Raw genomic sequence first — 26,961 nt, 5'->3', positions numbered from 1 at the left:
TTTAACGCGGCGTGTTCAACATTCCATGGAACCAACAAAGCTTAACTTAGTGGTATTGACCAGAATGGACCGACGCACACCACATCGTGCACTGGATCGACGGCGGAATAACCTCGGCAGAACTCATGACACTGCTCTGCCGACACCACCACACCACCATCCACCAACAAGACTGGGAAATCATCATGCAAGACGGGATCCCGTACTACATCCCACCAGCGTGGGTTGATCCGCAGCGCAAAGCCATCCGCAACACCATGCACGTGGGCGTGGCGTAATCAGGTAAGGCGGCGGATCACCTCGGCGAACGGCAGCGGGCAGTCCGGGTGGTCGGCACAGGACGGCACGTCGTCGCAGCCGGCGGCCATCGCCTCGCGCAGCGAACCGCGGATGATCTCCAGGTCGGCGATCTTCGCCTCCACCTCGGAGACCTTCGCGGTGACCCGGTCCCGCAGCCCGGCCGGACGGCGGCCGTGCCGGTGCTTGCCGACCTCCAGCAGCTCGGCGATCTCGTCGAGCTGGAACCCCGAGGCGCTGCGCCGCCTTGATCACGCGGAGCACGGTCACGGCCGACTCCGGGTACTCCCGGTGGCCGCCGAGCGTGCGGCTGGGCTCGGCGAGCAGCCCCCGGCGCTCGTAGTACCGCAACGTCTCGACGTGCACGCCGGCCGCCCGAGCGACCTCACCACTGCGCATATTCGAGGGGCAATCCGTACCTGAGTACGGATTGCCAATCACACTGCCGCGCGCCGCACCACGTCGGTCAGCGTGTCCACGAGCATCGCGGCCAGTTCCTCGTCCCCGCCGTCGCGGCGCGCGGTCCAGTCGACGCACAGGTGCTCGGCGAACGCCCACCACGCCCGCACGGCGAGCACCAGCGTCTCCTCCGGACTGTCGATGCCGAGCGCCTCGAACACCTTGTGGGACAACGCGTTCTGCGTCTCCTCGTGGATCTCCAGGATCCACTCGTCCTGGCGTGGCGCACGGAAGACCGAGACGTAGGCCTCGCGACGGCGGCGGATGAACGCGACGTAGGCGTCCACGGTGGCACGCAATCGGTCGGCTGGCTCGGCGCCCTCCAGCGGAACGGTGGCGCGCAGCAGCCGCCGCGCCGCCGCGCGCACGACCGCCGCGTAGTAGTCCCGCTTGGTCGGGAAGTAGTGGAACAGCAGGCTCCGCGAGATCCCCGCGCGCCGGGCCACCTCGTCCACCGTCACCTGGTGGAAGGCCATGGTCGTGAGCATCTCCAACCCGATGCCGATGAGCTGCCGCCTGCGGTCCTCCGCCGTGCGGCGCACCCTCGGCGGCCGATCCGTCGTGCCCGTCATCACCTCTCCCGAGCCGCTATTGAGCATTGCTCGATAGGGAGGCTACCCTCAACAGAGCACCCAGAGGAGGCTTGTCGTGGACTTCGCGCACTCCGCCCGCACGGTCGACTACCTCGCGCGCGTCACCGATTTCATGCGCACCGAGATCGACCCGATCGAGCCCGAGTACCACCGCGCGCTCGCCGCCGCGGACGACCCGTGGACCGTCCTGCCGGTGATCACCGACCTGAAGAAGAAGGCGCGCGACGCCGGCCTGTGGAACCTGTTCCTGCCCGACGTGGAGTACGGCGGCGCCGGACTGTCCAATGTGGAGTACGCGCCGCTGGCCGAGCGGATGGGCCGCTCGTTCATCGCGCCGGAGATCTTCAACTGCAACGCCCCGGACACCGGCAACTCCGAGGTGCTGGTCAAGTACGGCACCGACGCGCAGCGCGACAAGTGGCTCAAACCGTTGCTGGACGGGGAGATCCGGTCCGCCTTCTGCATGACCGAGCCCGAGGTCGCCTCCTCCGACGCCACCAACATGGCGGCCACCGCGACCATGGACGGCGACCACGTCGTGCTCAACGGGCGCAAGTGGTTCTCCACCGGAATCGGCCACCCGAACTGCGCCTTCACGATCTTCATGGGCGTCACCGACCCGAGTGCGCACAAGTACCAGCAGCACTCCATGGTCCTCGTCCCGCTGGACTCCCCCGGCGTGAAGGTGGAGCGCATGCTCCCGGTCTTCGGCCGGCACGACGAGCCGTACGGCCACGGCGAGGTCAGCTTCACCGACGTGCGGCTGCCGGCCGACGCGGTGCTCGCCGGCCCCGGCCGCGGCTTCGAGATCGCCCAGGGCCGCCTCGGTCCCGGCCGGATCCACCACTGCATGCGGCTGATCGGGCTCGCCGAGAATGCGCTGGAGCTGGCCTGCCAGCGGGCCACCGCGCGCACCGCGTTCGGCAAGCCGCTGGCGAACCTGGGCGGCAACCGGGAGCGCATCGCCAAGGCCCGCATCGCCATCGACCAGGCGCGCCTCTTTGTCCTGAGCACCGCGTGGAAGCTGGACACGCAGGGCCTGGCCGGCGCGCGGTCCGAAGTCTCCGCGATCAAGGCCGCGGTGCCCCCGATGGCGCTGGACGTGATCGACATGGCGATCCAGTTGCACGGCGGCGCCGGCATGACCGACGACTTCCCGCTCGCCGCCGCCTACGCGGGCGCCCGCGCGCTGCGGTTGGCCGACGGGCCGGACGAGGTGCACCTCGGGCTGGTGGCTCGTGCGGAGTTGGGGCGGTACGCGTGAGGGTGCTGGTCACCGGCGGCGCGTCCGGGCTGGGGGCGGCGATCGCGCACCGCTACGCCAAGGACGGCGCCCGCGTACTCGTGTCCGATGTGGACGGTGAAGCGGGCGAGAAAACCGTTGCCGCGCTTGGGGATTCGGCCGCCTTCGTGAAGCTGGACGTGACCAGTGACGCCGACTGGACGGCCGCCCGGGAGTGGTGCGAGCGCGAGTGGGACGGGCTCGACGTGCTGGTGAACAACGCCGGCGTGGCCGGCGGCGGGCGGTTCGAGCGGATCAGCATGGCCGACTGGGAGTGGATCATGGCGATCAACCTCACCGGCGTGGTGCGCGGCTGCCGCGAGTTCGTGCCGCTGTTCAAGCGGCAGGGGTCCGGCCACCTGGTCAACGTGGCGTCGCTCGCGGCGATCATGAACCTGCCGGCCATGGCCTCCTACAACGTGTCCAAGGCCGCGGTGCTCTCCCTGTCGGAGACGCTGCGCACGGAGCTTTCGCCGTACGGCATCGGCACCACCGTGGTGTGTCCCGGTTTCGTGCGGACCAACCTCGGCGCCCGGATGCGCAGCGCCGACCCCGCGGCCGAGCGGATGATGGAACGGTTGATGGAGTCGTCGTCGGTGACCCCGGACGACGTCGCCGAGCAGGTTTTCCAAGCGGTCCACAGTGGACAGTTCATGGTGCTGACCCACAAAGAGGGACGCAAGGCGGCGCGGCTCAAACGGCTGATGCCCCGGCTGGTGGACGCACAGCGTGAGAAGTACTGGCAGCGGTTGCGCGCCAAGATCGAAAGGGACGGCTAGTGGTACGCAGGAACATCGTGATCACCGGGGCCAGCTCCGGCCTCGGCGAGGAGATGGCACGGCAGTTCGCCGCGAAGGGGCGCAACCTCGCCCTCTGCGCACGCCGCACCGAGAAGCTGGAGAAGCTGCGCGACGAGTTGCTCGCCAAGCACTCCGGCATCGAGATCCTGATCAAGCCGCTCGACGTGAACGACCACGACGCGGTCTTCACCGTGTTCCGCGCGTTCCGCGACGAACTCGGCACGATCGACCGCGTGATCGTCAACGCCGGGCTCGGCAAGGGCCAGCCGCTGGGCACCGGGTACTTCTACGCGAACAAGGCCACCGCGGAGACCAACTTCGTCGCGGCACTCGCGCAGTGCGAGGCGGCCATGGAGATCTTCCGCGAGCAGAAGGCCGGCCACCTCGTGGTGATCTCCTCGATGAGCGCGTACCGCAACCTCGGCAAGAACACCACGACCTACGCCGCCACCAAGGCCGGGGTCTCCGCACTCGCCGAGGGCATCCGCGCGGACACCGCGGGCACGCCGATCAGGGTCAGCACGATCCTGCCCGGCTACATCCGCTCGGAGATGAACGAGAAGGTCAAGAACACGCCGCTGATCGTGGACACCGTGAAGGGCGTGACCTCGATGGTGTCGGCAATCGAGAAGGAGCGGGCGACCGCGGACTGCCCGTCGTGGCCGTGGACGGTGATCGGCTTCGCCATGCGGAACCTGCCACTGGGCATCGTGAAGAAGCTGTCATGACCGATCTGGTCGACCAGCCTGGTGCCGTCCGCGAGGAGGACGCGTTCGACGTCGCCGCCGTGCACGAGTGGCTGTCGTCCATTGTGGACGGTCTGACCGGTCTGCCGGAGGTGCGCCAGTACCCCGGCGGCGCGTCGAACCTGACCTATCTGTTGAGCTATCCCGACCGGGAGCTGATCCTGCGCAGGCCGCCGGCCGGGCAGAAGGCGGCCAGTGCGCACGACATGCGCCGTGAGTACGCGGTGTGCTCCACATTGAAGCCGTACTACCGTTACGCACCAACGGTTCTGGGCTTGTGCACCGATCACTCGGTGATCGATTCCGACTTCTACGTGATGGAACGTATTCCGGGGATCATCCTGCGCGGCGACCTGCCGGAGGGGATGTCGCTGGACGCAGGGGCCACCCGCGATCTCGCGTTCGGCGTCGTGGACCGGCTGATCGACCTGCACCAGATCGACCCGGCGTCCGACGGCGTTGCCGCTCTCGGCAAGGGCGCCGGCTATGTGCGGCGGCAGGTGCGCGGGTGGACCGAGCGCTTCGGCAAGGCGCGCACGGACAACGTGCCCGACTTCGAGGCCGTGATGTCCTACCTCGACACGAACCAGCCCGGCGACTCTCGCATCTGCGTGATACACAACGACTTCCGGTTCGACAACGTGGTGCTCGAGCCGGGCACGCTGGACGTGATCGGTGTGCTCGACTGGGAGATGGCCACACTCGGCGACCCGCTGATGGACCTCGCCGGCATGATGGCGTACTGGATCCAGGCCGACGACGACGAGGTGTTCCAGAGGGCGCGCCGGCAGCCGACCCACCTGCCCGGGATGCCGACCCGCCAGGAGGTGGTGGAGCACTACTCCGCGCGCACCGGACTGTCCATTCAGGACTGGACGTTCTACGAGACGTTCGGCCTGTTCCGGCTGGCGGTGATCATGCAGCAGATCTACTACCGGTACCACCATGGGCAGACGCACAACCCGGCGTACAAGGACTTCTGGATGTTCGTCGGGTACCTGGAGTGGCGCTGCCGCACGACGATGGGGATCGCCTGATGCCGACGGTGTACCTGGTCCGGCACGGCCAGGCGTCCTTCGGCGCGGCGGACTACGACGTGCTCTCCCCCGCGGGCGAACTGCAGTCCAAGATCGTCGGCGAGGAGCTGCGCCGCCGTGGCGTGCGGCCGGACGTGGTGCGCTCCGGCACGCTGCGCCGGCAGATCGACACGGCGGCGGCCGGCCTCGCGGCGGCGGGGATCGACGTGGAGTGCGGCACCGACGCGCGCTGGAACGAGTACGACCACCTCGCGCTGGCGCGGCACAAGGCAGCGCTGCTGTCGAGCGAACCCCTTACCCCGCAAGGTTTCCAGCGGATGTTGGACGACGCGCTGGTGGACTGGGCGAGCGGCGCGCTGGCCGACGCCGACGAGTCCTGGGAGGGCTTCCGGTCCCGAGTGGACGGTGCGCTGGACGAGCTGCTCGGCTCACTGGGCAAGGGTGGCATCGGGCTGGTGTTCACCTCCGGCGGCGTGATCAGCGCGATCTGCGCCCGCCTGCTCGACGCGCCGATCGCCGGCTACGTGGCGATGAACCGAGTGTCCATCAACGCGGGGATCACCCGGCTGGCCCACGGCCGCTCGGGCACCTCGCTGCTGTCGTTCAACGAGCACGCCCACTTCGTCGGCGACCATCGCGACCTGCTCACCTACCGCTGAAGCGCCCGGGTGTCCGAAACTTAGCGATCGCTCCATTCATGTTCGGCGTACTTTAGCCCGCTAAAGTCCGGGACTACGCGCAGAAGTGCAGGTCAGAGCGTTGCGCGAAGATGAGGGCGTCGCGGGTTCGGGGGAGGAACGCGGGGCTGACTCACCCTCACGCCACAACACTCGGCCCCACCGGACCGAACAACCGGTGGGGCCGAGCGCGTTGGGATTCAGTTGTTTATTCAGTTGGTGCTCAGCGGAACTGTGGGGATCACTCGGTGATCACTTGCCGGTGTAGAGCAGCTTGTTCGGCGTGCCCTCGCCCGGGTTGGTGATCTTGTCCGGGGTGGCGGCGTCGGTCAGCGCCTTCGCCACGGCGTCCGGCTTGGCGTCCGGGTTGGCGGCCAGGTACAGCGCCGCCGCGCCGGCCACGTGCGGCGAGGCCATCGAGGTGCCGCTCATGGTGTCCGTGCCGGTGTCGTCCGTGTTGCCGGCGGAGGTGATGTCCACGCCCGGGGCGTAGATGTCGACGACCGAGCCGAAGCTGGAGAACTCGGCCTGCGCGTCCTTGTCGTCCGACGCGGCGACGGTCAGCGCCTCCTCGACGCGGGCCGGCGAGTAGCCGCTGGCGTCGTCGGAGGAGTTGCCCGCGGCCACCGCGAACGTGATGCCCTTGGCGACCGCGCCCTTGACGGCGTCGTCCAGCGCCTGGTCGGCCGGGCCACCGAGACTCATGTTCGCCACGGACGGCGCCTTGGCGTTCTGCGCGACCCAGTCGATGCCCTTCACGACACCGTCGGTCGAGCCGCTGCCCTGGTCGTCGAGCACGCGCACGCCGGAGAGCTTGACGCCCTTGGCGAGGCCGTACTCGGCGCCACCCACGGTGCCGGCGACGTGCGTGCCGTGACCGTGGCCGTCAGCCGGGTCGTCGTCACCGTCGACCGCGTCGAAACCGGGGCCGACCCGACCCTCGAACGTCTTGTGGCTGGCGCGGATGCCGGTGTCGATGATGTAGGCGGTGACGTTGTCCGCCTTCGTGTCATAGGTGTACTTCTTGTCCAGCGGCAGGTCCTTCTGGTCGACCCGGTCGAGGCCCCACGACGGCGGATCCGGCTGCTCGTCTGAGACCTTGTAGGCCTTGTTCTGCGTGACGTACTTGACGCTGGAGTCCGCGGCCAGCTTCTTGGCCTGGCCCTCGGAGATGTTCACCGAGAAGCCCTTCAGCGCGGCACCGTAGGTGTTCTTCACCTGGCCGCCGAACTTGGACGCCAAGCCCTGCGCCTTGGACGTCACCTCCGACACCGAGCGCAGCCCGTCGTCCTTCAGCACGACGATGTAGCTGCCCGGGATGGTGCCCTGTGCGTTTGCCGAGCGAATCTCGCCCACCTGATCGGCCTGGGCGGGAAGCGCGGCGATGGCGGTGGCGGTGGCCACCGCGCCGGCAAGCCCCAGACCGACAAGCAGCCGGCCCCGACTCTTTCGACTCGTAGTCATCGAACCCTTCCTCGGTAATTCGGCGAACCAACGACTTCCTGAACGCGAAACGTCTCTCCGTGCCCTCTCGCTGTTGCCTGCTCACCTAATGGAAGTCCTGCGGTGTAACACTCTCAATGATTCACAGTTGCCCTATCAGGGCTGATCAGCTCAAGCAATGTACTCCGAACGGAGTAGCACACACAAGGTTCAGCAGCTCGCGATACCCACGTTGACCTGCGACAACAAGCTTCGCGAATTTTGTTACCGATGCCGGCTGCATTATGCGATCAACCGATTTCAAACGGTGAGAACTCAGGCGGAGGAACCTACTTTGGTAGGTACCGTCAAGCCGAGATCAAATGCTAGGCAAATACGTCGGATGTTGCGCTAAACCGACGAACGGCGGGTTGTCCCGCCAGGTGCGATGTTGTGGTTCGTACAGAATACGTTTTCCGGATCGAACCGCGACTTCGCATGCGTGAGGCGATCGAAGTGCTCCGCCGTGTAGCAGCCGCGCACCGCGCCGTCCCCGATGTTCTCCGTGCCGAGGTAGTTCACCGTGTTCGACTTCGACCGGCACACGCCGAGCTCGCCGTGCAGCCGCCGGTAGTACTCGCCTACCTCGGCCGCCGCCTCCTCGCTCGGCGTCGGCGCGATCGAGAACACCGCGTACGCCGCGTCCCACAGCCCCAGCCCGGCCGGCCGGGCCGGGCGGTTGCCGCCCTCCACGTGCCGCAGCTCCACCATCAGATACGGCGCGTCGGTGTCCAGCAGCGCCGGCACGTCCAGCGGATCCGGCAGGTCGACCAGCAGCGCGCCGTAGCTCGCTCTGGCCTGCGGCTGCCGCGAGCCCATGGCCACCTCGCCGATGCGGGAGTACGGCAGGACCTCGAACGTGTCGATCAGCTCGCCGCCCAGCGTGCGCATGGTCTCCAGCTCCCACACGCCGGCCACCCCGTCGGTGTGGCACGCCCGGAACGCCACCACATCGGCGCCGCGCAACGGTTCCGGCAGCTTCGGGCTCGCCGGGAACCGCACCAGCGCGAGCGCCGAGGTGACCTCGGGCGGCACCGACGCGCACCACTCCCGGTAGGCCGCGATCACCTCGGGCGCACGCGAAGCCGGGTAGTACGTGCCGCCCGCGAACACGCTGTCCACGTCGTACAGTCCCATGTGGACACTCGTGACCACGCCGAAGTTGCCCCCGCCGCCGCACACCGCCTCGAACAGCTCGTCGCCGATGCGCGCGGTGACCACCTCGCCGTCGGCCAGCACCACGGTCGCCGACAGCACGCTGTCCGAGCAGGCGCCGTACTTGCGCATCAGCCAGCCGATACCGCCGCCGAGCGTGTACCCGACCGCACCGACGTCGGAGGAGAACGCGGACAGCGCCGCCAGCCCGTGCGGCGCGCACGCGTCCAGCACGTGCTGCCAGGTCGCGCCGGCGCCGACGATCGCGGTGCGCCCACCGGGGTCGACCGTCACATCGGCGAGTCGTTCCAACCTGATCAGCACGCCGTCGGCGAACGGCCGGACCAGCCCGTGCCCGGTGTTCAGCACACCGACCGGCAGCTTCTCGGCGCGCGCGTACTCGACGGCCGCGACCACGTCCTCGACCGACTCGGGGTACACGACCAGCGAGGGCCGGTGCTCGACAGCCAGGTTCCAGCCGGTGCGCGCGGCGTCGTATCCGTCGTCGGCCGGCCGCAGCTGCTCACAGGTGAGGTCCACGAATGATCAACCTAGCTCGGACAGCTTGCCCCGCAGTAGCTTCCCCGTGGCGTTGCGCGGCAATTCGTCCAGAAACACAACCTCGCGCGGCACCTTGTAGCGGGCCAGGTTCGACTTCACGAACTCACGCACCGCGTCCGCGTCCAGCTCCGCATCGGAGGCGGTCACCACGTAGGCCTTGAGCCGCTGGCCGAACTCGGGGTCGGAGATCCCGACCACGGCCGCCTCCAGGATCCGCTCGTGCTCGACGAGCAGGTTCTCCACCTCGCCGGGAAACACGTTCTCCCCGCCGGAGACGATCATGTCGTCGTCCCGACCGTCGATGAACCAGCGGCCGTGCTCGTCGAAGTGCCCGACGTCGCCGACGGACAGCAGGCCGTCGATGACCTCCTTGTTCCGGCCGTCGGTGTAGCCCTCGAACGACAGGTCGCTGCCCACGAACAGCCGGCCGACCGTGTGCGGCGTGGTGATCTTGACGCCGGCGTCGTCGTACAGCACGACCCGGCAGCCCACCGGCGGCTTGCCGACCGTGCCAGGCGCCTCCCGCCAGTCCTCCGGTGTGGCCACGGTCGCCACCGCCACCTCGGTCGAGCCGTACAGGTTGTGGATCACGTCGCCGAAGTACGCGGTGGCCCGGTTGCCGAGATCGGGTGCGAGCGCGGACCCGGCCACGAAGATGATCCTCACCGAGGACACGTCGTAGGAGTCGAGCACGTCCTTGGGCAGGTCCACGATCCGCTGCAACATGGTCGGCACCACGACCACGGCGGTGCACTTGTTGTCCTGGATCGCGCGCAGCGACTCCTCCGGATCGAACTTGCGGCGCAGCACCACGGTCGACCCGAGCGCGAGGCTCAGGATGAACTGGCTCAGCCCGGTGCCGTGGAACAGCGGGGCGGCCATCATCGTGGTCTCGTTGACCCGCAACGGAATCCGGTCCAGGAACTGTGCGGCCGCGAGCGGCGAGCGGACCTGGCGGGGAGCGCCCTTCGGGGTGCCGGTGGTGCCGCTGGTGAGCAGCACCATGCTGCCCGGCTTCCTCGGCACGGGTACCTGCCGGTCCTCGGTGCTGGAGATCAGCTCCTCCAGGGTGACCGGGCGGTCCGCGGTGGACTCGGAGTCCACCCAGGACAGGAACCGCGGCAGGTCGCTCGGCAGCGCGCTGACCAGGTCGGTGAACTCCTCGTCGTACACGATCGCGGACACGCCCTCGCGCTCGGCGACGTCGGCCAGCTGTGGCTTGGCGAAGCCGGTGTTCATCAGCAGCAGCCGCCCGCCCATCTTGCCGATCGCGCACATCGTGTCGACCGCGCCTCGGTGGTCGCGAGCAAGCAGGGCGATCACCGAGTCCTTGCCGATGCCGCGCGCGGCCCACGCGCGCACCAGCGCGTTGGACCGCGCGTCCAACTGGTGGAAGGTGAGCGGGCCCAGTTCGTCGACGATGCCGATCCTGGTGTGATCGCGGTGCGCGGCCACCTTCGCGGCACCGGCGATCGGGCCGTACTGGCGGATCGCGACCAGCGCGTGCACCATCCAGTCCGGGCGGTGCAAGGGAACCAGGCCGGCCTTGCGCATCACGTCCACACTGCGCAACGCGGTCGGCACCCGGCCGGCGTATTCGGTGACCTTGGACAGGATCTTCGCCACGACTCCTCCACGGTGTTCCACCAGGTGGACACGGTTGCCCGGTTCGGGAGAACGGTGCCCCAGAAGTTACTCCCGAGTCAACTGGGACGCGGGGTGAGCCGAACCGTCGGGGGTACGGCGCAGAATGCTCGCGTGGAGATCGTGGTGGCACCCCTGCGTGGCGAGGTGGTGTCACTCGCGGCGCGGGCGGCCGACCACCCCGACGCCCGGTGGGTTCTGCCGGCCATCGACGCGGTGTACCCGGAGTTGCTGGCCTCGGGGGTGCGGCTGGACCGGTGTCACGACCTGGCGCTGGCCGAGGGCATCCTGCTGGCCTTCGACGGCCGGCACGGCTCGCCACGCAATCTGGCCGCGGCCTACGCGCGGCTGCGCGGCGGAGTCGAGCCGCCCGACCCGGCGCCGCCCACGCGCGACGAGCAGCCGACCCTGTTCGCCGCCGAGACGCGGCTGCTGCCCGAGGACGTGGACCCGGTGCACGCCGCCGAGCAGGTGTACGCCGACCAGATGCGCCGCGTCGACGCGACCGCGCACCCGGACCGGCTGCGGCTGCTGATCGCCGCCGAGTCGGCCGGCGCGCTCGCGGCGGCGGAGATGACCCACCACGGGCTCCCCTGGTCGGAGGAGGTGCACCGGACGCTGCTGGCCGACACGCTCGGCGCGCGGCCGGCGCCGGGCAACCGGCCGCCGGTGCTGGCCGGGCTCGCCGAGGAGATCACCTCGGCGTTTCGCGGCAAGCCGGTGAACCCGGACAACCCGGCCGATGTGCTGCGCGCGTTCGCTCGTGAGGGGGTGGACGTCCCGAACACGCGGGCGGCCGTGTTGCGCGAGGTCGATCATCCGGCCGCGCCGATTCTGTTGCGGTACAAGGAACTCAGCCGTCTGTTCGTGGCGCACGGGTGGTCCTGGCTGGACTCGTGGGTGCACAAGGGACGGTTCCGGCCGGAGTACGTGGTCGGCGGTGTGGTGTCCGGGCGGTGGGCGACTCGGGGCGGCGCGGCTTTGCAACTGCCCAAGGCATTACGCACCGCCGTGCGGGCTGATCCCGGGTGGCGGCTGGTCGTCGCGGACGCGGCGCAACTGGAGCCTCGCGTGTTGGCCGCTCTGTCCTCGGACGCGCGGCTGGCTGAGGTGGCTGGTGCGGTCGATCTGTACGCGGGTCTGGCTGAGGATGCGTTCGATGGTGACCGGGCGCGGGCCAAGATCGCGATGTTGTCGGCGATGTATGGCGGGACGAGTGGGGAGGCTGGGCCGCTGCTTGCCGTGCTGCGTAAGCGGTTTCCGCGTGCGGTGTCCTATGTGGAGGATGCGGCGCTGGCTGGTGAGGCGGGGCGGATGGTGCGCTCTCGGTTGGGGCGGACTTCGCCTGCGCCGTCGGAGCGGTGGCGGGTGTTGATGGAGGCGACGGATCAGGACGACGCGGGTGAGCGGCGGTCGCGGCAGGCGGCGCGGGAGTGGGGGCGGTTCACTCGCAATTTCGTGGTGCAGGCGAGTGCTTCGGACTGGGCGCTGACGATGTTGGCGGTGTTGCGGCGCGGACTGGCCTCCGCTGCTCCTGGGGCGCAGTTGGTGTTCTTCCAGCACGATGAGGTGATCGTGCACACGCCGGCCGAGTGCTCGGAAACCGTTGCGGCACAAGTGGAACAGGCCGCCGCCGAAGCGAGCCGACTGGTCTTCGGCGACACGGCGGTGGTGTTCCCCATGCAGGCGTCCACGGTCGACTGCTACGCCGACGCGAAGTGACCCGACGTGGTGGTAGTCGCGAGTCCCGCGCTGTGCATCGGCGAGTCCCGCGCTCCGCACACACCCGGTGGTGGCGCCCCGGACGCTGATGCCGACACTGGCGTTCCCGGCCGCACTGGCTACGCCGTTCGAGTGACCGATCTCGGAACGGAGCCGTGCTGTGACGTTGGGTGGTGGAATGGCACTGGGGTCGTGGCGGGTTGTGCGTTTGGGGGGAGTGATCGACATCGCGGCTGACAAGGGCAAGGGCCAGCGGGAGCGCATGCCGCGTCCGATGCTGCTGGACGTCGATGAGGCTGATCGGATGCCCTACGAGGTTCTTCTTGCCACCCATCCGGGCCGTTCGGTGGGCGAACGCGTGATGCTGGAGCTGCGCGAGTCTGTCAACGACCAGTTGGTCGTCATGGCGTACAGCTCAAGGCAAGCTTTGGTTGAGTGCTGCGGCCGCGGGCAGTCCTGGATACGCGTCCCCGCGCACGAGCTGCCCAACTTGAAGCGCTCGGCCGGGTTCAAGGCCGTTGCGTTGGACACGCCGCTCCCAGTCGAGACACGGCATCCGGCGACACCTGAGGGTCAGGAGGAACCGACACCGTTCGCAACGCTCGGCGATGACGAGGATCGGATGCTGTTCGTGCCATCGCGGCCGTTTCACGAGGGCCACAAGCGTGCGGAACTTGAATTGCAACCGATCTCTGATGACGAGGTCGCACTCCTTGCTTACTCATCGTTGGAGCTCCTGATATGGGGGTGCGGTGAGCATCAGGCGTGGGTTTCCTTCCCTTCGAGTGACATCGAAGAGGTTCGTCGCCAGTCGGGTGCGGATGTGGTTGTGATGGACACAGCGCTACCCGAATGGCTGCGGCACGGGCAGTACTGAACGAAAGGACTGGGGAGATGGGGTTTCGAGCTGATCCAGCAGGGCTGACAGAACTTTCTGGTCACCTTCAAACAGGCCCGCAGGGGCTTGAGGGGTCAGCCAAGGCTGCCCCCGCGATGCCCGATGCGGGCGAGTCGACTGCGGAGGTCGGCCGGGCACTGTCTTCGATCACGAACGCTGTGGCGGCGCTTGTCGCGAAGGTTGGGGAGACGGCTGCGGATATCGACAGCAGTCGCGGTAGCTACGGCAACGTCGACAATACGAATGCGGCGCGCGTGGCGCGCGTCAAGCGGCAAGATGACGGCCTTCCGGGGGGAATGTGACGTGACTGGGGTACTTGACACAAGGGTTGACGGTGACCCTGGGTCGTGCCGTGCGACGGCCGATTGGCTTAGTAAGGTTGGGCATAGTGTCACCGAAACAGGCTCTGCGATCCGCCGTGCACGCGGCTCATCTGAGTCGTGCTGGGCTGGTCCGGCAGGCGATGCCTTCCGCAATTCGACCTTGAGTACGGCCAAGGATGCTGACGACCTGAGGGCGATTGGGGACCGCGCGGGTCAGGCACTCCTGGTGTTCGCCGCCGATCTCAATACTGTTCGAGCCCGGATGACGCAGGCGCGCAACGTAGCGGTGAAGGGTGGGCTTGGGATCACGCCGGACAGAATTCTTCCGCCAGGCCTTCCGCCAGGGCCTGCTCCCGTGCGGATCAAGGGGCCGATCCAGCCTCATGTGGAGGAGGCGCTGAACAGGGCGATCGATGCTCATGGCGCTGCGGTTGCCCAGCACGCGCGTCAAGTCGCGGCCTACAACGAGGCGAAGACGACGGTAGAGGACGCGCGCAAGATAGAGATTGAGGCCCATCGAAAGCTACAGGGAATCGCTGAGCCTACGCGTTTCCAGGCTAACGCGCTCAAGGTGATCGGCGTGACCGCACTGAGTGGCACCCTCAGCCTGATAAAATCCCTTCACACCACCGCAAAGGATCTTCTGAATCTTGCGAGCAGCCTCGACACGCAGGCGTCAACGTTTGCTGCCGCGTCCAATGCAATGTCCAGTACACATGCTTCGCGTGTCGCCGCCGCGCGCGTCGCTGCTACGTCCGCAGCGGGAGCTCAGAGTATGAGGGAACTCGCGGAAAGGCTCTTGAAGCCGGTCTCATGGATTCCCGAGTCAACTCGAGCTGCGATATCTTACAACCCTGGACAGCACATTACAGTGACTCGCCATAGCAGTCCCATCCTGAAGGGAACAAAGGTCCTTTTGACTGCCCTTCCCGTCGCGGGCACACTGGCAGCAGTGGGTTCGGCAGTTGGCGACGTCCTCATAGGCAAGCCTCCGCTACAAGCTGCCGCCGAAACGGCGGCGGGTATCAGTGGAAGTATCGCAGGAGGCGCGGCGCTCGGCTCGGCCCTCGGTACAGTCTTCCCTGGCGTCGGGAACGTAGTAGGCGGCGTCGTCGGAGGAATCGGCGGCGGACTCGTCGCCGTGTTCGGCGTCGGAAATCTGTTCAAGTAGAACGGGGACCGTAGTGGCTGGACGTCACGGTGTACACGGAAACTGGAAGAAGGCGCAGCAGGCGCCGACCCACCTGTCGGCCGCTGACCTTCCTCCACGCCCAGACCCCGAAACCGGGCTTCCGCGTGTACCCCAAGCACCGACACTTCTTGGTCGCGACAAGGAGACAGAGAGGTCATCCGAGCCGCCGGCACCACCGGACGGATGCGGCAGAACACTTGCATGGTCGGAGTTCAGTCTCCGTGAGCTAGCCGGAATAGCGGCATTCTGGACTGTTTTCATGTTTGTCGGAATTTGGATGTTACAAGGCTTTAGTCTCGCATGGGCATCGATACCGTGGATGTGGCTGTTCGTCTTGGGCGCGTCACTCGTGCTTACACTTCAACAGTGGCGCCAAAATGTTTCGGCTGGAGCGGACTGGCTTCGGCGAAATCGTCAGTGGGTGTCCCTGTACGAAATCACCAGCGCTAAAGTCTACTCGCATGGCATGAACATGTGGCTGCATGCCCGCGACAAGCACGGCCGAAAGATCCGAATTCAACTACTTGAACTGGAACTTGATCCATACGTGCACGACCTGGCGTACAACGGCCTACTGCACTCGGTTATAGCAGGGGGCGCGGAAACGAACAGCAGGCTGCACGGTGCCCTACATATGCCACGGCCCAAGGCCGAGCAATCCAGCTAACTGTTCCGTTCCGGTTGTTCTTGCCCCTCAGCACCGCCCATCACTCGGCGACCTTCACCCCAAGAGCGTGGACGTACCGTCGTCGAGCCGGCTTCCGTACGTTTCAATTCCTCACCCGCACTGGACGGCTCGACCAGGGGCGGGCGGATCGACAGCGGGCGGCGGTCCAACTCGGTGAGCGTGAGGTCGGGCGGGCGGCTGTACACCGTGGACGGTTGAAGGTCGGCTGAAAGGCAGAGCGCGGCGCGCAGCGTCCAGACCGCCGAGCCGATGTAGTGCCAGGCGATGTGGTCGGCCGCCAGTGGGTCGACCTCGGGCGGGGCGAACGTGAGGTAGGCGAACGCGCGGTCCTCGGCGCGCAGCACGATCACGGTCACCCAGTCGCCGCGCCTGCGCACGGCGGCGATCGCGTCCAGGTCGTCGTTGCGCCGCCCGAAGTAGTGGAACGTCCAGCGCCGCCTGCGCAGTTCGTCCAGCAGCTCGTCGCGCTCCCACTCACACATCGACATGCGATCTCCCCGTCCCAGTCTGGAGGGCGGCGAGACCGGGGCGGGAGGAGTGCCTCCTTGGCGCGGAGCGCCCGTGGCAGTGGCGGTGCAGACCCGATCTCGCCGCCGTAGTTACGGTCTCACATGAGTACTCAAGTTGGACAGTCCCCCGATCGGGTTACGTGTGGAGCGGAACGACCACTCAGGGGAGAATCGCGCCATGACGACGCACCGCGACGACGATGACCCGGTCGTTCAGCGCATCCTGCTCGGTGATCAACTGCGCGAGCTACGGGACCGGGCCGGCTTCACGATCGAAGAGGCGAACTCCCGAGTTCCCGGGTGGTACAAGGGAAAGCTCGGCAAGGTGGAGAACGGCGAGCTGCGCACGAAGCCCGCCGAGGTCGATCTTCTGCTCGATCTGTACGGCGTCACCGGCAAGGCGGCGACGGCCGTCCGCAAGCTCGGCGAGCAGTCTCGCGGCAAGACCTCACCGTCGCGGGTGCCGTACTGGGCGAAGCAGCACATCGGACTGGAGCGGTCGGCATCGGAGATCCGTCTCTGGTTCGGCGAGTGCGTACCCGGACCGTTGCAGACCCGCGAGTACGCGCGAGCGCAGCTTCAAACGTCTTTGGTGCTCGCGCCGGCCGAGATCGAGCCGAACGCACGGGAACGAGAGCGACGCGGCGACATGCTGCTGTCAGACGGTCAACGCCGGATCTGGATCGTGTTGGGCGAGCAGGCGCTCAGGAAGCCGTTCGGCCCGCCCGAGCTGATGCGCGGCCAGTTGGCCCGACTGCTGGAGTTCGGCGCGCAGCCGCACATCACGTTCCGGGTGATCGAGACCAGCAGTGGTCCGCACGTCGGCCTCTGCTATCCGTTCACCCTGCTGTACCTGGAACGCGCTGACCGCACGATCGCTCACATCGAGACGCTGACCAACGCGGAGTACCTGCCGAAGCCGAAACACACCGACGTCTATAGCCTGGCGTACGAACACATCTTGGGCGCCGCGCTGAGCGAGGACGAGACGCGGAAGCTCGTGGAACGAATCATGAAGGAGTGAGGCTAGATGTGGCAGTCGGCCTCTGCCCTGACGGGCGTGACCTGGCGCAAGAGCAGCCGTAGCAACGCCGCGAACGGCTGCGTCGAGGTGGCGGTGGTGCGCGGGTCGCACGCGGTGCGGGACAGCAAGCAACCAAACGGCCAGGCGATGGTGCTGGACGCGGGAGCGTGGCACGGATTCCTGTTGGCGGCCAAGGAAAACAGCCGCTGACACCTGAGGGCGGGCGAATCCGGCCGCCGGCACGCATGATGGTGCGGTGAATCCCGCTCTGCTCACCGTCGGGTTGGTCATCGTCGTGGCGTGCGCCGCTGGGCTCGCCCGCCGGTATGGCTGGTCGGCGCCGTCGGTTCTGGTCGTGGTCGGCGTGGCGATCTCGTTCACGCCCGGCATGCCGTCCTTCGAGTTGGACCCCGATGTCGTACTCATCGGGTTCCTGCCGCCGCTGCTCTACGCCGCCGCGATCCGCACGTCGCTGATCGACTTTCGGGCCAACCGGCGGGCGATCCTGCTGTTGTCGGTCGGGCTGGTCGCGTTCAGCACAGTGGTCATCGGGCTGGTGGCGTGGTGGGTCGTTCCAGCCGTCTCGCTGGCCGCCGCGTTCGCGCTCGGCGCCGTGGTGGCACCGCCGGACGCGGTCGCGGCGACGGCGATCGCCCGCAAGGTCGGCATGCCGAGACGAATCGTCTCCATCCTCGAAGGCGAGAGCCTGGTCAACGACGCCACCGCACTCGTGGCCCTGCACACGGCGATCGCGGCGATCTCCATGCAGATCAGTGTCGGCCAGGTCGCACTGGACTTCCTGATCGCGGCCGGTGGCGGGATCGTGGTCGGACTGGTGGTCGCGGCCGTGCTGGCCAAGATTCGCAAGCACATCACCGATCCGGTGCTGGACACGACTTTGTCCTTCGTCGCGCCGTACGTCGCGTTTTTGCCCGCCGAGGCGATCCATGCGTCCGGGGTGCTGGCGGTGGTGGTGACCGGGCTGCTGCTCGGGCACAAGGCACCGATCCTGCAAACCGCGGCGTCCAGGATCGCGGAGAACACGAACTGGCGAACCGTCCAATTCTTATTGGAGAACGCGGTCTTCCTGCTGATCGGCCTGCAACTGCGCAGCATCGTGGACGGCATCGACGGGCTCGGGTTCTCCTTCGGGGAGATCGCGGTGTACTGCCTGGTCGTGCTGCTGGCCGTGGTGCTGACGCGGGTGGTGTGGCTCTACGTCATAACCGCGCTGTACCGGCTTGTCACCGGGTCGGCTTGGTCGTGGCCGGTCGCCACGGTCATCTCCTGGGCGGGCATGCGCGGGGTGGTCACGCTGGCCGCCGTATTCCTCATCCCACCCGAGGCGCCACAGCGGGATCTGTTGCGGCTCATCGCTTTCGTGGTCGTGGCCGGCACGCTACTGGTGATGGGGCCGACGCTGCCGTGGCTCGTGCGCAGACTCGGCATGCCCGGCCCCGACCCGGCCGAGGACGCGCTGCAGTCGGCCGCTTTGGTCACCGACGCGACCAGAGCGGGACTCGCGCACCTGGAGTCGATCAGGACTCCGGAGGACCCGCCCGAAGTCATCGAACGGCTGCGGAACAGGGCCGATCTGCGCACCAACACGATGTGGGAGCGCCTCGGCCGATCCCAGGACGAGGTCGAGCCGCCAGCGGCGGCGTACCGCCGGCTGCGCATGCAGATGCTCGACGCGGAGCGGGAAGCGGTACTCGAGGCCAGGTCGTCGGGCAACGTCGACGACGAGGTGCTGCGCGGCGCGCTGTACGCGATCGACCTGGAGGAATCCATGCTCGACCGGGTGGAGGACGCGCAGAGCAGGCTGGAGGCCGACCTGGTCGCACCGTCGAGATCCAGCGGCGACTGCGAGCACCTGCGCTCAGCGCCACGGGTCACCTCCGCGCGTACTCCCGGCGGCTGTGAGGAGTGCCTGCGCGACGGGATGACCTGGGTACACCTGCGGCTGTGCCTGTCCTGCGGGCACGTCGGGTGCTGCGACTCGTCCATCGGCAAGCACGCGTCCGGGCACCACGCCGAGACCGGCCACCCGGTGATGCGCAGCATCGAACCGGGCGAGGCGTGGCGGTGGTGCTTCGTGGACGAGAAACTCGGCTAGCGCCCCGGTGTCCGAAACTTAGCGATCGCTCCGTTCATGTTTGGCGTACTTTAGCCCGCTAAAGTACGGCGGCCATGGAGGAGGTGCAGGTCAGCGCGTTGCGGCTAACCGTTGCGGCGCAACAGATCCGGGCTCAGCTCGGCCACCGACCGCTGAGCGGACAGCGCCATCGTGAGGTCGGTGTCGGCGAGCAGGCTGCGCAACACGTGCCGCACGCCGGACTGCCCGCCGTGCGACAGCCCGTAGGCGAACGACCGTCCGATGAGCACCGCCTCGGCACCGAGCGCGAGCGCCTTCACCACGTCCGCGCCGGTGCGCACGCCCGAGTCGAACAGCACCGCGAGGTCCTGGCCGACGGCGGCGACGATCTCCGGCAGCACGTCCAGCGACGCCACCGCGCCGTCCACCTGGCGGCCGCCGTGGTTGGAGACGATCACGCCGTCCATGCCGGCCTCCACGGCCAGCCGCGCGTCATCGACGTGCTGGATCCCCTTGAGCACGATCGGCCCGTCCCAGTGCTCGCGCAGGAACGGCAGCTGCGACCAGCTCTTGTCGGTCCCGGTGAACATCGGCACCCACTTGAGCACGGCCGCGGTCGGGTCCTCCTCCGGCGACTGCGCGAGCCCGGCCCGGAACACCGGGTCGCTGAACGGGATCGCCGTCCCGATACCGCGAATGAACGGCAGGTAGGACCGATCGAGGTCACGCGGGCGCCACGCCAGCGTCCACGTATCCAGCGTGACCACCAGCGTGGTGAACCCGGCGGCGGCCGCCCGCTCGAGGATCGACACGCACACCTCCGGATCGTTCGGCCAGTACAGCTGGAACCACCTCGGCCCCTCGCCACTGGCCTCGGCGACCTCCTCGATCGTGTGCGAGGACGCGGTCGACAGCACCATCGGCACGCCGAGTTCGGCGGCGGCGCGCGCGGTGGCCAGCTCGCCGTCCGGGTGGATGATCGACTGCACGCCGACCGGCGCGAGCATGACCGGCGCCGGCATGGTGGTACCGAGCACGGTGGTGGACAGGTCCCGGTTGGTCGCGTCCCGAAGCATGCGCGGCACGATTCGCCACTGGTCGAACGCCGCGCGGTTGGCCCGCACGGTCGCCTCGTTGCCCGCACCGCCGGCCACGTATCCGAACGCGCCGCCGTCCATGCTCAGGCGCGCGGACTCGTCCAGTGCCGCCACGTTCGTGGTGAACTCAGGCGCCTGCCCGCCGAGACCGGCCAGGTACAACTCGCTCTGGTAGCTGCCGAACGGTTGCGTCATGTGGCATGCCTCTCGCGGAAACGGAGAACTTCTCGCGAATCCTGCATGCTGGACTCCTGGACGCGCAACCGCGCACCACGCAACCGCGGCACCATGGGCACGGGCCCACGATGCCGCGGCTGGACACGCTCAGAACGAGCAGGTGTTGAGCATGCTCTGCAACGCGGACTTCTCGCTCGACTGCAGGTGCAGGCCCCAGCGGTACTTGGTGTGAATCCACCACTTCGCGTACGCGCAGCGGGCGCCGGAACGCGGCGGCTGCCAGGTGGACGGGTCCTGGTCGCCCTTGGACTGGTTCACGTTGTCGGTGACCGCGATCAGCTGCGGACCGTTGAGGTCGTTGGCGAAAGACTGGCGCTTTGCCGTGGTCCAGTGGCTCGCGCCGGAGCGCCACGCCTCGGCCAGCGCGACGATGTGGTCGATGTCCAGGTCGGACGCCTGGGTCCAGACGGCGCCGTCGTAGTAGCTGTACCAACGGCCGGACGTGGGATAGCAGTCGGAGCCCACGGTGACCGAATCGGCGTCGCGCTTGAGCACGGTCTCACGGGTGTCGCAGGAGCCGGAGATGGTGATCCAGTGCGGGAACTTGTCGCGGGAGTAGCCGGTCATCGACTCCTCCGAGCGGACGGACAGCGAGTTCAGCTCGGACTGCGCGGTGGCCTTGGACGGCGTTCCCGGCGGCAGCGCGAGAGCGGACGGGGCGGCGACGACAGCGACGGCGGCGAACAGCAGCACCGCGAGGGTGACGATCCATAAGCCACGCAGCGAGATTCTCGGTAAGAGCGTCATGTGGTGCGTCCTTCCGGCAGACGATACGACCTTCACACGGTGTTCGTGCTCGGTGACGCGACCATTGTGTGGCGATGACGCGGTGCCATCCGGCTGCGGAACGGTTGGGGGTTCCCGGCGAATTCCCTTTCCCCGCAACGAGTTCTAACGTCGTGCCGTCCTCGATACGGCCAGCCAGCCGAGTCCCGCCGCGAGCAGGCCGCAGACCAGCACCGCGGGCAGCGCCTGCAGTCCGCGCGCACCGAGCGCGAGCGCCGCGGTCCACACGGCCAGCACGATCAGGCCGAGCGCCAGCAGCCCGACCGCCGCGGCCAGCGCCGGCCTCCCGGCGAGCAGCACCCTCGGCGTGACCCGCGCGCTGTGCGGCAACGACCGCCATCCCTGGCCGAGCACGCCCAGCACGAGCACCAGCGACAGCAGCCCGAACCAGGCGAGGAACGTGCTCGGCTCCGGCATCCCCGCGATCAGCAGCACGAACGCCCCGGCGCCGAGCCACACGCCGGCGCGGCGCACCACCAGCCACAGCGCGGTGAGCTGCGCGCGGCCGAGTCGGGTGGGCGCCGTCGGCCGGCCGGGCGCGCGTGGTGTGGCGCGCACCGGCGCCACCCCGGCGAGCTTGGTCAGGCTCTCCCGCGCGTGCCCGTTCTCCGGATCGAGACGCACCGCCTCGGTGAACGCGGTGCGCGCCTGGCTCCACTGCTGGGCGGCGAGCGCCGAGTCGCCGAGCACCTCGTGCGTGCGCGCCTCGTCCGGGGCCAGGTCCACCGCACGCCGTGCGGCGGCCAGCGAGTGCTCGGATTCCTTGCGCCGCAACGCCTGCGCGAGTGTGACGTGACACCGCCAGTCGGCCGGATCGCGCCGGGCCGCCTCGCGCGCGGAGACCACCGCCTCGTCGTCGCGGCCCAACTCGATCAGCGCGAGGCTGGCCAGCCGGTGCGCCCAGGACCGCTCGCCGAGGCGCATCGCCGCCTTCGCCGCGTCCAGCGACTCGGACGGCTCGCCCGCGTCCAGGTACGCGGCGGCCAGCCGGCACCACGCCTCGGGATGGTCCGGATACCGCGCGACGGTGGGCCGCAGCAGCGCGATCGCCGCCTTCGGCTCACCGTCCGCGGTCAGCTCAGCCGCGCGCAACAGCACGACGGCGAGGGAGGCGACCACAGCTACCTTCATACCTGGTGGTCCCGCTGCCGCCACTCGGAGGGCGGCGCCGCCGGTCCGATCCGGATCCGGTGTTATACGGATGTAGCACAATCAGCTCCGACTGATATTCGACCTGTATCGTCGCACCGTGGAACTGAGGCACCTGCGTGCCGCCGTGGCCGTCGCGGACCACCTCCACTTCGGTCGCGCCGCCGCCGCGCTCGGCATCGCCCAGCCACCGTTGAGTCAGGCGGTCAAGGCGCTGGAGGGCGAACTCGGCGTCCCGCTGTTCGAGCGGGACACCCGGCACGTCCGGCTCACCGCGGCCGGTGTGGTGTTCGTCGACGACGCCCGCACGGCGTTGTCCATGGTGGAGTCGGCGCGGACCCGCGCACGTTCCGCGGGGCGGGGCGACATCGGCGAACTCGTCGTCGGCATGGTCGGCTCCGCCGCGCTGCACCCGCTCCCGCGAGTGGTACGCGCCTACCGCGCCCGCTATCCGGATGTCACCGTGCGGTTCGCGGAACTGCCGACGGCCGGCCAGCTCGAGCGCCTTCGCGGTCGCACCCTGGATGTGGGATTCGTCCGGCCGCCGCTGCCCGCGCCCGCCGACGCGGAGTTCGACCTCGTCCCGGTCTCCCGCGAACCACTGGTCGTCGCGCTGCCCAAGGACCACCGGCTGGCGACCCGGGACCGGGTGCACGCCAGGGCGCTGGCCGGCGAGCCGTTCGTGCTGTTCCCACGCCACCTCGGCGCCGGGCTCTACGACCGCATCACCGCGGTCTGCCAGGAGGCCGGGTTCGAGCCGTCCGTGGTGCAGGGGGCGGTGCAGATGCAGACGATCGTGGGCCTGGTCGCCGCGGGATGCGGGGTCAGCATCGTGCCGGGCTCCGTCGCGGCCCTCGCCGGGTTGGGAACCGTGTTCGTCAAGCTCAGCCCGGCCACGACGCTGGTCGAACTGGCGCTGGCGGTTCCCAAGGACGGCCTGTCGACGGTCGCGGCGAACTTCGTCGCGATGGCCCGCGACGTCACGCGGGCAGCGGGGGCGCGCCCGACTCCCGGAGCGCCCGGTTGAGCAGATCGAGCGAGAACTGGTTGTCCGCGATCATCCGGTCCAACGACCCGGCCTGGGGCCACTCGTCCACACGATCGAGGCTCCAGAACTGCGCGTCGGTCAGCAACCCGTTGTGGGCCGCCATGAGCCGCACGTCGAGGAAGGGATAGGCACGGGCGTGGGCACGCATCCATCCTTCGAGCCGCAGGTACTCCACGATCTGCCGGTTGATCCGCTCGATTCGACGCGGCACGTCCCGGTGCCGGCCGGCCGCGCGCACCCCGTCGAGCACCCGGCCGGATCCGCCGTCGTCGCTGGGAGCCGGGACCCCGGCGAGCGCGGCCACCGTCGGCGCGATGTCGATGTTCTCCGCGTACGGAACGGTGCGCCCCTCGGCCACACCGGGCCCGGCGAAGACGAGCGGAAGGCGCCAGGAGTCCTCCGCCTGCACGGGATGCCAGCCGTAGCGCGACTGCCCGTCGGCGAGGACGACCAGCAGCGTGTCGTCCAGCATGCCCATCCGCCGCAGCCCGTCGAGGAACGTTCCGAGCAACGCGTCCGCCTTGCGCACCACCTCCGGATAGGGCGAGCCGGTCGCGTAGACGTCACGCGCCCACGGCATGCCGGCGGGGGCGTTGGCCACTTGCTGGCTCGCCGCGTTGGCGTCCTGCAGCAGCAGCCGCATGAAGGTCAGGTCGGCGTGCTCGCTCAACTGGCGCAGGCCGAGACGGACATTGTCCTCGTCGGTGTCGTCATTGTTGAGGCGGACGAAGTCGAATCCCGGATTGAGTGAGCGATACGCCTCGCTGTTGGCGATATGCGCGGTGTGTCCGTCAAAACAATGCTGCAGATAACGTTGCCGCTGCCACGGCTGGAGAAATACCGAGCCCGCGAACGTGGTGGGGTTCGGAAACGACGTCGTCGACAGCGGCCAGTATCCGCTGACGGTGGGGTGCCACGGAGAAATGGTGAGGCACTCCGCCACTCGGGTACCGCACTCGGCGACGCGCGGGAAGTTCTCCAGGCCGAGGCGCTCCGGAGCCTCGTGGTGCAGGGAGTCCATATGGAAGACGATCACGCGCCGCACGTCGCCGCCGGGCTTCCTCGAGACGCCAGCCGCGGCCTCGGGCGCGCCGAACGCGGCCCGCGTGGCGAACGCGCCGCCGGCCACGGCGGGAATTCCGGCTCCGGCCAGTTTCAGCACGCGTCGCCGACTGTGCGCGGCTGGCGAACGGGCGCCGCTGATCACCGGCATGTGTCTTTCCTCCTCGATCCGAACGCTCGGTCGAATTCAGCATCGGCCGGCAGGACCGCGGCTGTCATCATCCATATGCGAATACGACGGAATTGCCCGGGAAACGAGTATGAGACGGCCGGGACCATGTCTCGTGTGGTAGCCGGCCGCGTGGTGGCTAGAATTCCTCACCCGTCCAGCGAGCGGCGCGGGGCGTGGTCCGTCGGGGGTGGGTGTCATCGAGATCGTCCCCGAGGTGCGGCGGCCGCTACGGCTGATCGGGATCGCCGGCGGGCTCGCGCTGTTCTTCGAGCTGATGGTGCTGTTCTGCTGGCTCGTGCGGAACTTGATCGACTTCCTGGACATCGCCGTGTACCGCGCCGGCGGGCAGGCGTTGCTCGACGGAATTCCGTTGTACGCCAAGGACTTCGGCACACTGTCCGGCACCGGCTACCCGTTCACCTACCCGCCGTTCGCCGCGATCCTGTTCGTGTCGCTGGCCGTGCTGCCGTGGGTGGTCGCCGCGGCCGTGGTCACCGGCGGGTCGCTGCTCTCACTGTGCGGTGTCACGTTCGCGGTGGCCCGGCGGCGGTACGGCCGCACGTCGAAGGCCGCCTGGTTCGCCGGCGCCGCGACGGTGATCGGGCTGGCCAGCGAGCCGGTCCGGGAGACGATCAGCTACGGGCAGATCAACCTGATCCTGATGGCCCTCGTGCTCGCCGACTGTCTGTTGCCCCGCACGCCGTGGCCGCGCGGCATGCTGATCGGCATCGCCGCGGCGATCAAGCTGACGCCCGCGTACTTCGTGCTGTTCTTCCTGCCGTCACGCCAATGGCGTCCCCCGATCGTGGCCGGGGTGACGTTCGTGGTCGCCACGCTGATCGGCTGGCTCGCCGCGCCCAGTGCCACCCGGGCGTACTGGTTCGGCGCGCTCGGCGAGACCGAGCGGATCGGCGGCCCGAGCTACGCGGGCAACCAGTCGCTCAGCGGATTCGTGCACCGGCTGGACCTGGACGGCGCGGCGCTGCCCCGGCTGCTCTGGCTGCTCGGCGCGGCGGCGGTCACCCTGATCTGCTGGCGCGCGGTGCGGCGGGCACGCGCGGCGGGCAACCCGACCGCGGCGCTGCTCGCCGTGGCCACCGCCGGCCTGCTCGCCTCCCCCGTGTCCTGGACGCACCACTGGGTGTGGGCGGTGCCGGCCGGACTGTGGGTGGCGCTGCGGCTACACCGGCGCGGCCGGCTCACCACGATCGGCTTCGCCGCGATGGTGGCGGTGTTCCTGGTCGCGCCGCAGTGGTTCCTGCCGCACGAGTTCGGCCGCGAGCTGGCCTGGGCGCCCTGGCAGCACCTGGTCGGCAACGTCTACGTGTGGCTCGGGCTCGCCTTCCTGATCGCGCTGGCGTGGCGCACCTACCGGCGCGCCGACGAACCCGCCGACGAGCCGCCTGTCTCGACGGCGCACGGTAATCAGTCGAGCCGCTAGCGTATTCTGGCCTCCAGCACGACTGGAGGTGAGCCGTGCGTGAACTCGTCTACTTGAGCGACGTCAAACTGGGGCAGTTCCTTCCGGAGGTCCGGGCTCTGCCGCGCCCGCAGATCAAGATCAAGACCGATCACGTCGACGCGGACTTCACCAAGACCGCCGGCGAGCGCAAGCACGCTCGGCTCGAAAAGATCATCAACGACATCAGCAACTACGCCCAGTGGTACACCGCCGCCCCGCTCGCGCCGGGACGCTGGGTGCAGTTCGAGGCGCCGCTGAACCACCTGCGGGTCGAGCGGTTCGGGGATCTCGTGCTGTTCGTCGACCACGGTGCGGCGGCCGAGAGCTCGACCAGGCTGATCCTGCACGGCTCGGCGCGGCACCTGCTGATCGACAACCCACCGGTCTTCACCGCGCCGCGCGGCGAGGACGTCGACCTCGGCAATCACCGTCAGCGGGACGCCGAGTCCGGCTGCAGCGGTGCGTCGATCTTCACCAAGGACAGCATCGAACTGCTGCTGCGGATTCTCGAGGCGCAGCCGAACGCGTCGCTGGACTGCCAGCCGAACGCGCCGTCCGCGGTGGCGCGCACGCACCTGCCGGACGCGACGGCACGCCTGCTGCACGCCGTCGACGACCGGCTGCACCCGGAGACCGCCACGTTGCTGACCGGCTTCGCGCGGGTCACCGCGGACATCGCCCCGTCGACGACGCGCGACGGTGCTGTCCGCTGCGTCGTGGCGAGCCCGCTCTACGTCGAGTACGCGCCGCCCGGCGACGGTTAG

Annotated in this window: 24 protein-coding genes and 2 pseudogenes; 15 read left to right on the top strand and 11 right to left on the bottom strand. The window is 68.6% G+C overall.

From position 1 onward, the window contains the following. The first annotated feature begins 86 nt into the window (after positions 1 to 86). Positions 87 to 278, top strand: coding sequence for a hypothetical protein (locus EV193_RS31620; protein ID WP_130348629.1), 192 nt, complete (start codon positions 87 to 89; stop codon positions 276 to 278). Here the strand turns inward: EV193_RS31620 and EV193_RS34865 are convergent. The 3 genes and pseudogenes from EV193_RS34865 to EV193_RS31610 form a co-directional block, all read right to left on the bottom strand. Continuing rightward, positions 279 to 515, bottom strand: a pseudogene (locus EV193_RS34865) (MerR family DNA-binding protein); the annotation flags it as partial. A 16-nt stretch (positions 516 to 531) separates the two neighbouring features. Beyond that, a pseudogene (locus tag EV193_RS34340) lies at positions 532 to 696 on the bottom strand (MerR family DNA-binding transcriptional regulator); the annotation flags it as partial. Positions 697 to 734: 38 nt separating this feature from the next. After that, entirely contained in the window at positions 735 to 1,328 is a 594-nt protein-coding gene (locus tag EV193_RS31610; RefSeq protein WP_130348628.1) for a TetR/AcrR family transcriptional regulator, read from the bottom strand. 76 nt (positions 1,329 to 1,404) lie between these two features. Between EV193_RS31610 and EV193_RS31605 the strand changes: the two genes are divergently transcribed. Genes EV193_RS31605 through EV193_RS31585 form a run of 5 tightly spaced genes read left to right on the top strand, consistent with a single transcriptional unit; the run spans position 1,405 to position 5,873 of the window. Further along, the gene (locus tag EV193_RS31605; RefSeq protein WP_130348627.1) at positions 1,405 to 2,613 is read left to right on the top strand and encodes an acyl-CoA dehydrogenase family protein; all 1,209 of its coding nucleotides are present in this window, start codon (positions 1,405 to 1,407) and stop codon (positions 2,611 to 2,613) included. Then, entirely contained in the window at positions 2,610 to 3,410 is an 801-nt protein-coding gene (locus tag EV193_RS31600; protein ID WP_207222884.1) for an SDR family oxidoreductase, read from the top strand. The genes EV193_RS31605 and EV193_RS31600 overlap by 4 nt, the downstream gene beginning before the upstream one ends. After that, positions 3,410 to 4,159 (top strand): SDR family oxidoreductase, encoded by a 750-nt coding sequence (locus EV193_RS31595; RefSeq protein WP_278044239.1) that lies wholly within the window; start codon positions 3,410 to 3,412, stop codon positions 4,157 to 4,159. Before EV193_RS31600 ends, EV193_RS31595 begins: the two co-directional genes overlap by 1 nt. Beyond that, positions 4,156 to 5,214, top strand: a complete 1,059-nt coding sequence (locus tag EV193_RS31590; protein WP_130348625.1) for a phosphotransferase family protein — start codon at positions 4,156 to 4,158, stop codon at positions 5,212 to 5,214. Before EV193_RS31595 ends, EV193_RS31590 begins: the two co-directional genes overlap by 4 nt. Then, complete coding sequence (locus EV193_RS31585; protein WP_130348624.1) at positions 5,214 to 5,873, top strand: histidine phosphatase family protein; 660 nt, start codon at positions 5,214 to 5,216, stop codon at positions 5,871 to 5,873. The genes EV193_RS31590 and EV193_RS31585 overlap by 1 nt, the downstream gene beginning before the upstream one ends. Positions 5,874 to 6,143: 270 nt before the next feature. Here the strand turns inward: EV193_RS31585 and EV193_RS31580 are convergent, their stop codons facing one another. From EV193_RS31580 to EV193_RS31570, 3 genes are all read right to left on the bottom strand, one after another. Further along, on the bottom strand, positions 6,144 to 7,355 hold the full coding sequence (locus EV193_RS31580) for a S8 family peptidase (protein WP_130348623.1): 1,212 nt from the start codon (positions 7,353 to 7,355) through the stop codon (positions 6,144 to 6,146). 369 nt (positions 7,356 to 7,724) lie between these two features. Next, positions 7,725 to 9,068: an FAD-binding oxidoreductase gene (locus tag EV193_RS31575; protein ID WP_130348622.1), complete on the bottom strand. Its 1,344-nt coding sequence runs from the start codon at positions 9,066 to 9,068 to the stop codon at positions 7,725 to 7,727. Between the two features lie 6 nt (positions 9,069 to 9,074). Then, on the bottom strand, positions 9,075 to 10,643 hold the full coding sequence (locus EV193_RS31570; RefSeq protein WP_207222891.1) for an acyl-CoA synthetase: 1,569 nt from the start codon (positions 10,641 to 10,643) through the stop codon (positions 9,075 to 9,077). A gap of 204 nt (positions 10,644 to 10,847) precedes the next feature. On the opposite strand from EV193_RS31570, the gene EV193_RS31565 reads away from it, so the two are divergent. The 3 genes from EV193_RS31565 to EV193_RS31555 all read left to right on the top strand — a co-directional run bounded on the left by EV193_RS31565 (position 10,848) and on the right by EV193_RS31555 (position 14,847). Further along, on the top strand, positions 10,848 to 12,455 hold the full coding sequence (locus EV193_RS31565; RefSeq protein ID WP_423202257.1) for a bifunctional 3'-5' exonuclease/DNA polymerase: 1,608 nt from the start codon (positions 10,848 to 10,850) through the stop codon (positions 12,453 to 12,455). Positions 12,456 to 12,672: 217 nt separating this feature from the next. Then, positions 12,673 to 13,332, top strand: a complete 660-nt coding sequence (locus EV193_RS31560; protein WP_130348620.1) for an SAV_915 family protein — start codon at positions 12,673 to 12,675, stop codon at positions 13,330 to 13,332. Between the two features lie 504 nt (positions 13,333 to 13,836). After that, positions 13,837 to 14,847 carry a hypothetical protein gene (locus EV193_RS31555; protein ID WP_130348619.1) on the top strand — a complete coding sequence of 337 codons (1,011 nt, stop codon included), beginning with the start codon at positions 13,837 to 13,839 and terminating at the stop codon, positions 14,845 to 14,847. Positions 14,848 to 15,531: 684 nt separating this feature from the next. Here EV193_RS31555 and EV193_RS31550 read toward each other — a convergent pair. Then, positions 15,532 to 16,044, bottom strand: a complete 513-nt coding sequence (locus EV193_RS31550) for a hypothetical protein (protein ID WP_130348618.1) — start codon at positions 16,042 to 16,044, stop codon at positions 15,532 to 15,534. Between the two features lie 199 nt (positions 16,045 to 16,243). On the opposite strand from EV193_RS31550, the gene EV193_RS31545 reads away from it, so the two are divergent. The 3 genes from EV193_RS31545 to EV193_RS31535 are packed head-to-tail and all read left to right on the top strand — an operon-like array spanning position 16,244 to position 19,205. Further along, complete coding sequence (locus EV193_RS31545) at positions 16,244 to 17,089, top strand: helix-turn-helix domain-containing protein (protein WP_130348617.1); 846 nt, start codon at positions 16,244 to 16,246, stop codon at positions 17,087 to 17,089. Positions 17,090 to 17,125: 36 nt separating this feature from the next. Next, the gene (locus EV193_RS31540) at positions 17,126 to 17,299 is read left to right on the top strand and encodes a DUF397 domain-containing protein (protein ID WP_242613807.1); all 174 of its coding nucleotides are present in this window, start codon (positions 17,126 to 17,128) and stop codon (positions 17,297 to 17,299) included. Between the two features lie 46 nt (positions 17,300 to 17,345). Further along, complete coding sequence (locus EV193_RS31535; RefSeq protein WP_130348615.1) at positions 17,346 to 19,205, top strand: Na+/H+ antiporter; 1,860 nt, start codon at positions 17,346 to 17,348, stop codon at positions 19,203 to 19,205. Between the two features lie 104 nt (positions 19,206 to 19,309). On the opposite strand, the gene EV193_RS31530 is transcribed toward EV193_RS31535, so the two are convergent. From EV193_RS31530 to EV193_RS31520, 3 genes are all read right to left on the bottom strand, one after another. Beyond that, positions 19,310 to 20,476 (bottom strand): lactate 2-monooxygenase, encoded by a 1,167-nt coding sequence (locus tag EV193_RS31530; protein ID WP_130348614.1) that lies wholly within the window; start codon positions 20,474 to 20,476, stop codon positions 19,310 to 19,312. A 129-nt stretch (positions 20,477 to 20,605) separates the two neighbouring features. Continuing rightward, positions 20,606 to 21,265 carry an HNH endonuclease family protein gene (locus EV193_RS31525; RefSeq protein WP_130348613.1) on the bottom strand — a complete coding sequence of 220 codons (660 nt, stop codon included), beginning with the start codon at positions 21,263 to 21,265 and terminating at the stop codon, positions 20,606 to 20,608. Positions 21,266 to 21,409: 144 nt separating this feature from the next. Further along, positions 21,410 to 22,435: a tetratricopeptide repeat protein gene (locus EV193_RS31520; protein WP_130348612.1), complete on the bottom strand. Its 1,026-nt coding sequence runs from the start codon at positions 22,433 to 22,435 to the stop codon at positions 21,410 to 21,412. Between the two features lie 118 nt (positions 22,436 to 22,553). Between EV193_RS31520 and EV193_RS31515 the strand changes: the two genes are divergently transcribed. Beyond that, the gene (locus tag EV193_RS31515) at positions 22,554 to 23,480 is read left to right on the top strand and encodes a LysR substrate-binding domain-containing protein (RefSeq protein WP_130348611.1); all 927 of its coding nucleotides are present in this window, start codon (positions 22,554 to 22,556) and stop codon (positions 23,478 to 23,480) included. On the opposite strand, the gene EV193_RS31510 is transcribed toward EV193_RS31515, so the two are convergent. Continuing rightward, on the bottom strand, positions 23,434 to 24,714 hold the full coding sequence (locus EV193_RS31510) for a sulfatase-like hydrolase/transferase (RefSeq protein WP_130348610.1): 1,281 nt from the start codon (positions 24,712 to 24,714) through the stop codon (positions 23,434 to 23,436). The genes EV193_RS31515 and EV193_RS31510 overlap by 47 nt on opposite strands. A gap of 208 nt (positions 24,715 to 24,922) precedes the next feature. Here EV193_RS31510 and EV193_RS31505 point away from each other — a divergent pair, with 208 nt between their 5' ends. Then, the gene (locus EV193_RS31505; protein ID WP_130348609.1) at positions 24,923 to 26,176 is read left to right on the top strand and encodes a glycosyltransferase 87 family protein; all 1,254 of its coding nucleotides are present in this window, start codon (positions 24,923 to 24,925) and stop codon (positions 26,174 to 26,176) included. Between the two features lie 35 nt (positions 26,177 to 26,211). After that, positions 26,212 to 26,961 (top strand): SAVMC3_10250 family protein, encoded by a 750-nt coding sequence (locus EV193_RS31500; RefSeq protein WP_130348608.1) that lies wholly within the window; start codon positions 26,212 to 26,214, stop codon positions 26,959 to 26,961.

The organism is Herbihabitans rhizosphaerae (assembly GCF_004216555.1).
Lineage (GTDB): Bacteria > Actinomycetota > Actinomycetes > Mycobacteriales > Pseudonocardiaceae > Herbihabitans > Herbihabitans rhizosphaerae.
Note: the sequence above shows the minus strand (reverse complement) of the source record. Positions and strands in the feature narration are given on the sequence as shown.

Bases quoted from the DNA above. Each gene is read 5' to 3' on its own strand.
- EV193_RS31530 (WP_130348614.1), bottom strand. From the start codon at position 20,476: ATGACGCAACCGTTCGGCAGCTACCAGAGCGAGTTGTACCTGGCCGGT.
- EV193_RS31545 (WP_130348617.1), top strand. From the start codon at position 16,244: ATGACGACGCACCGCGACGACGATGACCCGGTCGTTCAGCGCATCCTG.
- EV193_RS31590 (WP_130348625.1), top strand. From the start codon at position 4,156: ATGACCGATCTGGTCGACCAGCCTGGTGCCGTCCGCGAGGAGGACGCG.
- EV193_RS31510 (WP_130348610.1), bottom strand. From the start codon at position 24,714: ATGCCGGTGATCAGCGGCGCCCGTTCGCCAGCCGCGCACAGTCGGCGA.
- EV193_RS31520 (WP_130348612.1), bottom strand. From the start codon at position 22,435: ATGAAGGTAGCTGTGGTCGCCTCCCTCGCCGTCGTGCTGTTGCGCGCG.
- EV193_RS31580 (WP_130348623.1), bottom strand. From the start codon at position 7,355: ATGACTACGAGTCGAAAGAGTCGGGGCCGGCTGCTTGTCGGTCTGGGG.
- EV193_RS31610 (WP_130348628.1), bottom strand. From the start codon at position 1,328: ATGACGGGCACGACGGATCGGCCGCCGAGGGTGCGCCGCACGGCGGAG.
- EV193_RS31550 (WP_130348618.1), bottom strand. From the start codon at position 16,044: ATGTCGATGTGTGAGTGGGAGCGCGACGAGCTGCTGGACGAACTGCGC.
- EV193_RS31585 (WP_130348624.1), top strand. From the start codon at position 5,214: ATGCCGACGGTGTACCTGGTCCGGCACGGCCAGGCGTCCTTCGGCGCG.
- EV193_RS31525 (WP_130348613.1), bottom strand. From the start codon at position 21,265: ATGACGCTCTTACCGAGAATCTCGCTGCGTGGCTTATGGATCGTCACC.
- EV193_RS31570 (WP_207222891.1), bottom strand. From the start codon at position 10,643: ATGCGCAAGGCCGGCCTGGTTCCCTTGCACCGCCCGGACTGGATGGTG.